Raw genomic sequence first — 9836 nt, 5'->3', positions numbered from 1 at the left:
GATAAATCGCCGTCTCTACAAATAATCGGTCTTTTGTAGAGACGGCGATTCATCGCGTCTTATCTGTGATATTTTTAATACTCTTTAATAAATTTAAATTTAGTCCAAAAAAGCTTGAAACTATCTATGAGTATATATTCTGGCAGTTACCGTGATATCAATTAAAAAAAGTGGCAGTATAATCGGTGACTGACAACCTGCAATTTATTTATAGCTAAGGGGCTATTTATGTCAGACCAATTCACGTTTACCGTTACCAATGACACCGAACAGGCAATTACAGAGTTGTGGGTATCTCTCGATGATGAAGATTGGGCTTCATTTACCTTGAGTGATTCAGGGATTCCATCGGGTGAAACAGTAACAATTGCTTGGGCTGAATATACGAATGATTCGCCCTGTGAATGGTATATCTCTGCTGTCTTTGAAGATGAATCAGAAAGTGAGTCAGCCCTATTTAACTTCTGTGAAGAACCAGCTTTAACGTTCGGCTAAATTCCCCAGTGCGATCGCTTACTGCGGGCGTGTACGCCATCGCGCTTATGCATGATTGCATCTCGACTCCAGCCATAAAAGCAAAAGCCCTACCTCGAAAGTAGCTAGGTGGGGCTTGATATTAGAAATGATATTGGCTGGCATGAATAACATCACAGAATGAAATAGAAAAAAGCTGAAATAAAGGTATAAAGCGTCTTTTGCTCCTGAATTCTGCTGTATAGGACTAGTACAGCACGGCGGAAATAAACCACCCATTCCCAATCAACAAAACCCTTACGCTGTCTTCATTTTTAATTTTTAATTTTTAATTCCGCCTTGCGGTACTAGCCTTTTCAAGGTGACTTGTAAAATCTCTTTTTTCTCTCTGCGCGTGAGGAGAAATATAATGTTCGCTTAAGATGATAAATCTGACAGGCTTAAAGGTAGTAAAACAGTGAATCTTGTGCAATCTTTAATATTGGTAACTTCTATCGTGCCTTGGAGACATTCTACAAACTTCTTAACTAATGTCAAACCCAATCCTATCCCGCCAATTTTCCAGAAATTGTTGTAAGGAATTCGATAAAATGGTTCAAATATTCGAGATTGATCTTTTTTAGGGATTATTACGCCAGAGTTGCTAATTGTAATTTCAAAAAAGGGCACTTGAGCATTAGTCTTCATATCAGATTCCTCATCTTTATTGATTACACTTTTTGTTATGTCGATAATCTGGACAGTTAATTTAATCTCTTCATCAGGTGGAGAATATTTGCAGGCATTGTTGAGTAATTCGGAGATAATTTTGGTAACAACACCTAAGTCTGAAACCATAGGTGGTAAATTTTGGGGGATACTAACCTGGAAAATCTGTTTTTGAGAACGAGCAAGTTCTCGAAAATACAAGCTTAAATGAGGAAGCCATTCTTGAAGTTGAAATGAAGTTAATTCTAATGGATATGCATCTGTATCAATCATTTGCATAGACAGCAAAATGTTCAACAAATCTAGCCCTTCTTCACACTGTTGGCGCATAATAGTTATGTAGCCAGCTACAGACTCAAATGGAGAAAGTAGTTCTGAATTTAAAATGCCCTCTCGCTCCAGAATATTTTCTAGCACCGAGATTGTCATTTTGATATTCAATAAGGGCATTTGCATTTCATGAGAGGCGGTTGCTAGAAAATTATTTTTCAACAGGTTGAGCCGTTGAGATTGTGACAATTGCTCACGTTGATGGCGATTGAGTGCTGTTTGAATAGCAACATAAAGTTGTTGCTGTTTGACAGGTTTGAGGATGTAACCAAAAGCAAATGTCATGTTAGCCCGCTTCACAGTGTTTTGATCAGAATGTCCGGTAATATAAACGACAGGTATTTGAAAACGATTCCAGATTAGCTCCGCCGCCTGAATTCCGTCCATCTCACCCCGCAACTGGATATCCATCAAAACCAAGTTTGGGAGTAGTTCACCAGCTTTCTCAATTGCCGTTTCTGCCGTATCGATAATATCTAAAACAGTGTATCCCAGCAGCTCTAAAGTTTCTTGTAAATTCATGGACAGAATATACTCATCTTCAACAACCAGAATCCTAACTTTCTCTGTTATCTGTGTGCTTGATAAAATACTGGTTACGTTCATAAAGCTGCTTTTGATAAAATAAATTTTGAGGAGTCCACAACTAATAAGCTGAATGGATTTTAGGTATGTCAAATGGATGTTGTTTCCTAAGATGCGATCGCTTTTCCCCTTTTAGAAACAACCATCGATAAAACTCTTCTGTCTCAAAAATTACGATCGCAATTTTTCAAAATACTTAAAGCCACCGCCTCCGCTACCTTGATACCATCGATACCCGCCGAGAGAATTCCCCCTGCATATCCCGCGCCTTCACCAGCCGGATAAAGACCGACTGTATTTAAACTCTGATAATCCTCTTTGCGTTTAATCCGAATCGGTGATGAGGTACGGGTTTCCACTCCAGTCAACACGGCATCATCCATCGCAAATCCTTTAATTTGTTTGTCAAAAGCTGGAAGGGCTTCGCGGATGGCGGCGATCGCATAATCTGGTAAACTCTGACTTAAATCACCCAAATGTATCCCAGGTGTATAAGACGGTTTAACAGTGCCAAATGCTGTAGAGGGGCGATGGTTGAGAAAGTCACCCACCAACTGCCCTGGAGCTTCATAAGTTCCACCGCCCAACTCAAAAGCCTTTTCTTCCAAGCGCCGTTGGAAGTCAATTCCCGCCAAGGCATTTCCCGGATAATCTTCGGGTGTGATACCCACAACGATCGCACTGTTGGCATTACGCTCATTGCGAGAGTATTGGCTCATCCCGTTGGTGACAAGTCGCCCCGCCTCTGATGCGGCTGCAACTACCAAGCCTCCCGGACACATACAGAAACTATAGACGGAACGACCATTTTGGCAGTGGTGAACCAGCTTGTAATCGGCAGCACCTAAAAGCTTATGACCAGCCTGAGCGCCGAAACGACATTGGTCGATGAGAGTCTGGGGATGTTCGACCCGAAAGCCGATGGAAAAAGGTTTTGGCTCTATGTAAACTCCACGATTGTAAAGCATTTGGAAGGTATCGCGGGCGCTGTGCCCTACTGCTAGAACTACATAATCGCTGGCGATATATTCCCCACTAGCGAGGGTGACTCCCCGCACCTGTCCATTTTCGATGTTGATATCTTCAACTCGACTTTCAAAGCGAATTTCACCGCCGAGGGATTCGATTTTAGCCCGCATACTTTGGACGATTCCCACCAGTTTGAATGTGCCGATGTGCGGTTTGTTGATATAGAGAATTTCTGGTGAGGCTCCCGCATTGACGAGTTCGGTTAGAACCTTGCGCCCATAATGCTGAGGATCTTTGACTTGACTGTAGAGTTTGCCATCAGAAAATGTACCCGCACCACCTTCACCAAACTGGGCGTTAGATTCTGGGTTGAAGTCTGATTTTTTCTTCCAAAAGCCAAAAGTATCAGCAGTGCGATCGCGAACTTTTTTCCCACGTTCTAAAATGATCGGACGGAATCCCATTTGCGCCAGCATCAAACCCGCAAACAAGCCACAAGGCCCAGTACCAATCACGATGGGGTGAATCGCTAAATTGCTCGGTGCTTTTGCCACTGGGCGATAACTCATGTCTGGCGTGGCCATGACATGGGGATCTTTTTTCAGGCGCTTGAGTAGATGAGTTTCCTGAGTCGTTTCTACATCCAGAATATAGACAAGGCTGATATCTCCTTTCTTACGCGCATCGTAGCTACGCTTGAAGATGGAATAGCTGATCAATTCTTCGTCTGTGATTTGCAGCTTTTTGAGGATGGCAGACTTGATCTCATCTTCAGGATGATCAAGCGGGAGCTTTACTTCTGTTAGTCGTAACATAGCGAGGAGAAATTCATACTTGTCTATCAAAATCTTAATCAAAATCTAATCAAAATCACTGTGGCGCGTTAGCGTAGGTCGCCGTAGACATTCACTAAATGTACCGCTGCGCTAATGCGATGCCTGCGGTGGGCGTAGCCAACGCTAGTGTTTGCACAACTAGGCGGGGAAAAGGTAGTTCCGCTCTAATCATTAAATTTATTTTTTAGTATCAGGAGATATTTACTCTTACTTTATAATACTACGTACTACTATGTAATGCGCTTTGCAAAACTAGCTTTCGTATATTTAATAATATGGCTCTAAGTATATCAAATGTGTTTGACGCCGGTTTCTATCGTGCTGCCAATCAAGACTTAGCTGGTTTGAATGATGCTCAAGCTTTGTCACACTTCCAAACCTATGGTCTAAATGAAGGTCGTTCATTCTCACCACTGATTAATTTGAGTTTCTACCGAGCTAGTAGTTCTGACTTGGCAAACTTCAACAACAGCCAACTATTAAATCATCTAGTGAATCACGGAGTAGCTGAGGGACGTAGTTTTTCGCCCAACGTTAGTCTTAACTACTATCGCGCTAACAATAGTGACCTCACAGGCTTTAATAATGAACAATTATTTATTCATCTCAAAGACTCTGGTATTTCAGAAGGACGTAATTTTGCTGCATTTTTTGGGTCAATCCAGTATAAAAACTATAACTCTGACCTTTCCTCTTTAAATAACTCTCAACTATTGAATCATTTTGAAATCAATGGGATAAATGAAGGACGTCAGTTTTCACCATTGTTTGATTTCAACTACTATCGTGCTAACAACCAAGACTTGACTAATTTAACTAATAGCCAGTTGTTACAGCATTTTGAAATAAATGGGATAAATGAGGGACGTAAATCTTCGCCCTCTTTTGATGCCGGATACTATAAAGCCAACAATCCAGATTTAGCTTTTTTGCAAGGTATTAACTTAGTAGAACACTTTGATTCTAGTGGTGTATTTGAAGGGCGCCAAGCTGCTAATGACTATGCCGGAAATATATTCAGCACTGCTCGCCAACTTCCCATAGGTTCAAATTATACTCGTGTACTGGAAAATGTCGGCTCATCCGATCCTTATGACTACTATCGATTTGATTTGAATAAAACTAGCACTCTTAGAATAGCTAACTATAGCTTTTCTAGAAGTGTACTTGAGCAAGTATTGGATAGTAGTGGAAATGTTTTAAGTTCTAGAAATACTGCTGTATCGAATTCTGATAATGGTCTTGTAGGTAATCTTTTTAACAACCTTGTATTGCTTCCAGGTACTTACTATGTACGCATCCAACCAACAGCAGGGAATACTAATTACTTGTTAACGCTTTCTGATGGCACGAACAACAGTAACAATTCTAATGATGCGGCAATCTTAAACGAACTAGATATGGAGTTATTTCTACTTAACCTAGCAATAGAAACTCAACAAATTGGCTTGTCTAATCTTTTAGATATATCAAGAAATATGAGCAATTTAGTCTAGACAATGCCATCACCGCTAAGGGTTGCAAAAATATGTTCACGTACAACTAACGTGAACATATTCCGTTGTATTTCGTACCAATTGCTAATTATTTTTTCAGACTGTATAAACTCCAATCTAACAAAAGCTTGAAGTGAACAAAATATGTGAGTCTTGATTGCATAGGTATCTTTAACCCTTGCGGGTTCGCCAGTCGCTACAACGGGGGGGGAGGAACCCCCGCAACGCGCTGGTTCACCATGAACCGATAAATTCCACATACTTGTTTTATGGCTCAATGAAAGGTTTCAAATCGCGTAAGTCCTATTTTAATAATCTTGAGCCGTCGAACTTGCATTAAAGCAAACTAACAGCCGCCTCTAACATTCGTATTGTCCCAAGTTCAGCATCTATTTCCACTTCTAAGCCGATTGGCAAGGTAAATTTATCTTTAATATGACCAATCATTGAACCATACCAAGCAGGAATCCCTAAAGGAAGTATGTGGTCTTGCAATACTTGCATTAAAGTAAATGATGGTTCATCCCCAAGACTACAATTAGTGCATTGCCCAAAGATAAAGCCAGCAATTTGATTTAGTATCCCAGCGGTTTTTAACTGCGTCAACATCCTATCTATACGGTAAACATCCTCGCCAATTTCTTCCATAAACAGGATACTTTTGTTCCAAGAAGGTAGGTAAGGTGAACCTACCATTGCTGATAGCACTGATAAATTTCCACCTACAAGTTTACCTCTTGTCTTTCCCGGTGCTATTGTCTCCACCCGCACTTCGCTAGGGTTGAGATTTTGAATAGTCACAGCTTCACCATTAAATAGGATGCGCTTGAAGTAATCCACTGTAAATTGATTCCAGGTAGACGTGGCAACTGGGCCATGAAAAGTAATCATTTGACTACGGGCATTTATTGCCAATAACAGCGTCGTAATATCGCTGTAGCCTATGAGAATTTTCGGATAGGAGCGGATCAGCGAGTAGTTGAGTAGGGGTAAAATGCGATTGCAGCCCCAACCACCACGCATGGCGATAATTGCTTTTATGGAGCGATCGCTAAACATCAAGTTTACATCCTGGGCGCGATCGCTATCTTTACCCGCTAAATAGCCGTAACGATCTAAAATATGCTTCCCCAGCTTGACTTTTAATCCTAATTGTGAAATTGACTTCTGCGCTGCTTCGATGTCTTTAGCGTCAACGATACCCGCAGGGGCGATTAATCCTACAGTATCGCCTACTTGCAGACGCGGGGGCTTGCGGATGGTGTTTGTGGGTAGTTTACCTTGGGCGGTAAGTGGTGATACTTGGGTGGCTAAGGTAGCGAGTCCACAGGTTGTAAGAAATTGTCGGCGCTTGATAAGCATAACCATTGAGTTAGGGATTAGGATTCTAAAAAGTTAGATCCCCGACTTCTTAAAGAAGTCGGGGATCTAAACACCGCTAATTTTCACAAATCAAATCGGATTGTGATATGTAAAATTAAACCTCTTGTACCACATCTGAAATCACAAATCCATTATTAGCAAACTTCCCATCAGTGTCAAACGGATCACCAATTACAGGCAAAAAATGATCATATAATTGCATCGCCTGCAAACAACTATTAATACTAGAAGTGGCTGAATTATATGCTGCAATATTTTCTTCGACAACATTCAATAATCGGCGATTATTCGCAATTTTTTCTTCAGCCTCTTGTTGCAATGTTTTCTCTAAATAAGCCCGCGCCTGTGGATATTGCTGCAAAATTTCATCGGCTTGCTGATTTGCCATTGGGATCAATTGAGTTTTGAGAGTTTGGTTGATGGTTTGACGAAAAGATTTACGAATGGTTTGGGAAACTTTGGGTTCAAAATCTAACTTCAATAACTGCCTAATTGCTGGCTCTGCTTCTATGATACTTTCAGCGTCGTAACCTTGAGAAGTTTGTAATAAAGTTTGGCGAAATTGATATATAGAAAAAGTGCCTTCATCATAAAATCTTGGACTTTCTCGCACAAAGCGATCGCACTCTACACTAGCTGCACTAACTAATGCTTGAGTAACTTGTTTTTCTATAATTCTAATCTCTTGTTCAATGCCGCCATCATGATCTAATAACCGATACAACTGGCGATAATATTCGGACTTACGAACCTTTTCAATCAACCTCTGAAAATAATTTGCAACTACTTGCTGAGAAGATTCAACCAAAATATCTTCTAATTGATTTGCTAAGTAATAAAATGCCTCAACTAAAATAGCAATCAAAGGTGCGGTAGCGTTGCGAGGATGGCTGATGGTTGCACGTCGATAAGCATAAGCTACAGAAAAAGTATCTAGCAATTCATCTAAACGGCGAATCATGCGTGATTGCAATTGCTTAAAATCGGCTTCAAAAGCATCACAAGAATTATTAATTACATGGTTAACTTCTTCTTTAATATGCTCACTAAATTCTCTACCAACTTGCTGGAGTTGCTGATTTAGTTGTTGCAATTCTTGCGCCTTCATCATCTCAATTTCTTGAGGCTGACTATCTAAATCGCGTTGTACACTCTGATAATGTCTTTTCAGTTTAATACAAATATCTTCCAAATCATCAGCAAGATTTTTAAATAACTGTGGACGCTTTTCTTCTGTAAGATAGCGAGTAATAGCTGTACGAAATTCATTAGTACCACTATCTTGAATTAGCTTTTCTATCAGTTCATTTCCCCAATCTTCCAGAATCCTTACATAATTTTGATTTGGGGTTTCCTGGGCATTAACAGAGACACGGAATTTAGTGGCAGATAGCTTTCCTGAATTTACACAGTAGTTGTTAAACGCATAGACAAATTGCGGTGTTTCTTCATTACCATCTAAACCTTTAATACTTTCTGCGAAAACAGAATCTAAACCAAATCTATCTTGTTGGCTTGTCTGTTTAATCTGACTGCCGTAAAATCCTAATAATCCACTGGTTTTATAAACCTTGTTGGAATTGCTAAATTGCCCACTAATTAAATTATCTAATCGTTGCCGTAGTTGGGTATTATACCAAGTTTCATCAATTCGATTGAAGACATAGAAAACGCGATCGCGTACTCCCGCATTCTTCCGCATTAATTCCAAAAGTTCTGTTTCTTCTTTTGTCATATCACCCGCCGAAGCAGGTTTTAGCACACACACCACCGCCGAAGTATCAGGATGTTGAATTTTGGCATAAGTTAGCTGTGCATCTTTCTCTACTGGTGCATCTATACCAGGTGTATCTATAATTACATTTCCATCTTGTAGCAAAGGATGATTACAGTAATATTCTATCCGCTTCAATACTGCACTATTACTACCACGACGGGCATATCCAGCCGCTTCCTTAAGATTGGAAAAGTTAAATTGCTCCATTGAGTATGTAGCATTATTAACAGTGTTGATGCGATCGCGGTTTGCCATATATCCCTCTAGCAATAACATTAACGCCTTCGCCTGTTTTGCACGTTCTGATTTACTCTCACCACCCTCCTGCTGAATAATCGCTTCAGAACCTTGACGTAACAAGTTAATTACATCAATTTGGTTGATATTAGCTACTGTCTTAAATCCTAGTTGCTGACATAAAGAAACTGCTTGTTCCCGAATTTCTGCTTCACTTAAAAACGTCAAAACAACACGTTCTTTATCTACTTCTGCATACTCGATTTTGCATTCTGTACCTGTAGCGTGCCCTTCCGCACTGTAGAGTAATTCCCTCTCCAATAGCGCATTGATTAGCATTGATTTCCCAGCACTAAACGCACCCGCAAACACAATCTCAAATTTGGGAGAAATCGCCTTACTTAAGGAAGTTTGTACAGGTGTAATATCTTGGGAACGTAGCGTTGGTTCCTGCTGCAAAAGTTGTAATATACACTCAACTTGTTCTTTCAAATTTTTGCACTGAAGCGGTAAATCTGACATATTCAGCATCCTGACAATATTTAGCTATATCTTAGTAATATTTATTGTCTTGATGGTTCAGTAAAATTCCTGAGAAATTTTTATGCGGTTTAATTGCTAGATATTACTTAAACAAATAATTAATGATTATTAACTAAGAGGATGTTTTAAAAGTGATTGGCTGTAATTTTAGGCACTTGTCGATCCCCCCAACCCCCCTTAAAAAGGGGGGCAAAGTCTCTAAAAGTCCCCCCATTTATCGGAATCTAAAACGTTTTGCTACCGACCAGAAGACTTTTCAAACAATCTTATCTACACAACTGCTGAAATAGTTATCGGTGCAAGTGAGGAGTTTACTTTTAATAGAAGTTTTGACCAACAAACAGGTTATCAAGAACTAGAAATTATCCCTGACTATTCATAATCGGATTTCTATATAGCACTCATATTTGATTTCTGAAAAAACTCAGTACAACTAAGAAGCCCAGGGCTATTTCATTCTGATTGAGTAATTGATATGGTACTGAAGTCATCTCACCC

6 protein-coding genes and 1 pseudogene are annotated in these 9836 nt (G+C 40.0%); 2 read left to right on the top strand and 5 right to left on the bottom strand.

The window, feature by feature from the left end; all coding sequences use genetic code 11:
• The first annotated feature begins 228 nt into the window (after window positions 1–228).
• A complete protein-coding gene (locus tag ABF638_RS34850) occupies window positions 229–495 on the top strand; it encodes a hypothetical protein (RefSeq protein WP_069072185.1) in 267 nt (88 codons plus the stop codon).
• Window positions 496–891: 396 nt separating this feature from the next.
• Here ABF638_RS34850 and ABF638_RS34845 read toward each other — a convergent pair whose 3' ends face one another.
• Together ABF638_RS34845 and ABF638_RS34840 are read right to left on the bottom strand one after the other, a co-directional pair.
• Window positions 892–2118: a hybrid sensor histidine kinase/response regulator gene (locus ABF638_RS34845; protein WP_435027361.1), complete on the bottom strand. Its 1227-nt coding sequence runs from the start codon at window positions 2116–2118 to the stop codon at window positions 892–894.
• Window positions 2119–2261: 143 nt separating this feature from the next.
• Complete coding sequence (locus tag ABF638_RS34840; protein WP_435027360.1) at window positions 2262–3881, bottom strand: NAD(P)/FAD-dependent oxidoreductase; 1620 nt, start codon at window positions 3879–3881, stop codon at window positions 2262–2264.
• Between the two features lie 317 nt (window positions 3882–4198).
• Between ABF638_RS34840 and ABF638_RS34835 the strand changes: the two genes are divergently transcribed.
• Window positions 4199–5398: a hypothetical protein gene (locus ABF638_RS34835; RefSeq protein WP_435027359.1), complete on the top strand. Its 1200-nt coding sequence runs from the start codon at window positions 4199–4201 to the stop codon at window positions 5396–5398.
• Here ABF638_RS34835 and ABF638_RS34830 read toward each other — a convergent pair.
• The 3 genes and pseudogenes from ABF638_RS34830 to ABF638_RS34820 form a co-directional block, all read right to left on the bottom strand.
• A pseudogene (locus ABF638_RS34830) lies at window positions 5395–5574 on the bottom strand (IS701 family transposase); the annotation flags it as partial. The gene ABF638_RS34835 and the pseudogene ABF638_RS34830 sit on opposite strands and share 4 nt — an antisense overlap.
• A 160-nt stretch (window positions 5575–5734) precedes the next feature.
• On the bottom strand, window positions 5735–6760 hold the full coding sequence (locus tag ABF638_RS34825; RefSeq protein ID WP_435027358.1) for a S66 peptidase family protein: 1026 nt from the start codon (window positions 6758–6760) through the stop codon (window positions 5735–5737).
• 115 nt (window positions 6761–6875) lie between these two features.
• Window positions 6876–9317 (bottom strand): dynamin family protein, encoded by a 2442-nt coding sequence (locus ABF638_RS34820; RefSeq protein WP_435027357.1) that lies wholly within the window; start codon window positions 9315–9317, stop codon window positions 6876–6878.
• Window positions 9318–9836: the final 519 nt, after the last annotated feature.

Source organism: Nostoc sp. CALU 1950, from assembly GCF_051172895.1.
Taxonomy (GTDB): Bacteria; Cyanobacteriota; Cyanobacteriia; order Cyanobacteriales; family Nostocaceae; genus Nostoc; species Nostoc edaphicum_A.
The sequence above is the reverse complement of the archived record's forward strand: the minus strand, read 5'-3'. Positions and strand labels throughout refer to the sequence as shown.

What these genes read in the sequence shown, in the direction of transcription:
- ABF638_RS34820 (WP_435027357.1), bottom strand. Translation starts at nt 9,317, where the DNA reads ATGTCAGATTTACCGCTTCAGTGCAAAAATTTGAAAGAACAAGTTGAG.
- ABF638_RS34825 (WP_435027358.1), bottom strand. Translation starts at nt 6,760, where the DNA reads ATGCTTATCAAGCGCCGACAATTTCTTACAACCTGTGGACTCGCTACC.
- ABF638_RS34845 (WP_435027361.1), bottom strand. Translation starts at nt 2,118, where the DNA reads ATGAACGTAACCAGTATTTTATCAAGCACACAGATAACAGAGAAAGTT.
- ABF638_RS34840 (WP_435027360.1), bottom strand. Translation starts at nt 3,881, where the DNA reads ATGTTACGACTAACAGAAGTAAAGCTCCCGCTTGATCATCCTGAAGAT.
- ABF638_RS34850 (WP_069072185.1), top strand. Translation starts at nt 229, where the DNA reads ATGTCAGACCAATTCACGTTTACCGTTACCAATGACACCGAACAGGCA.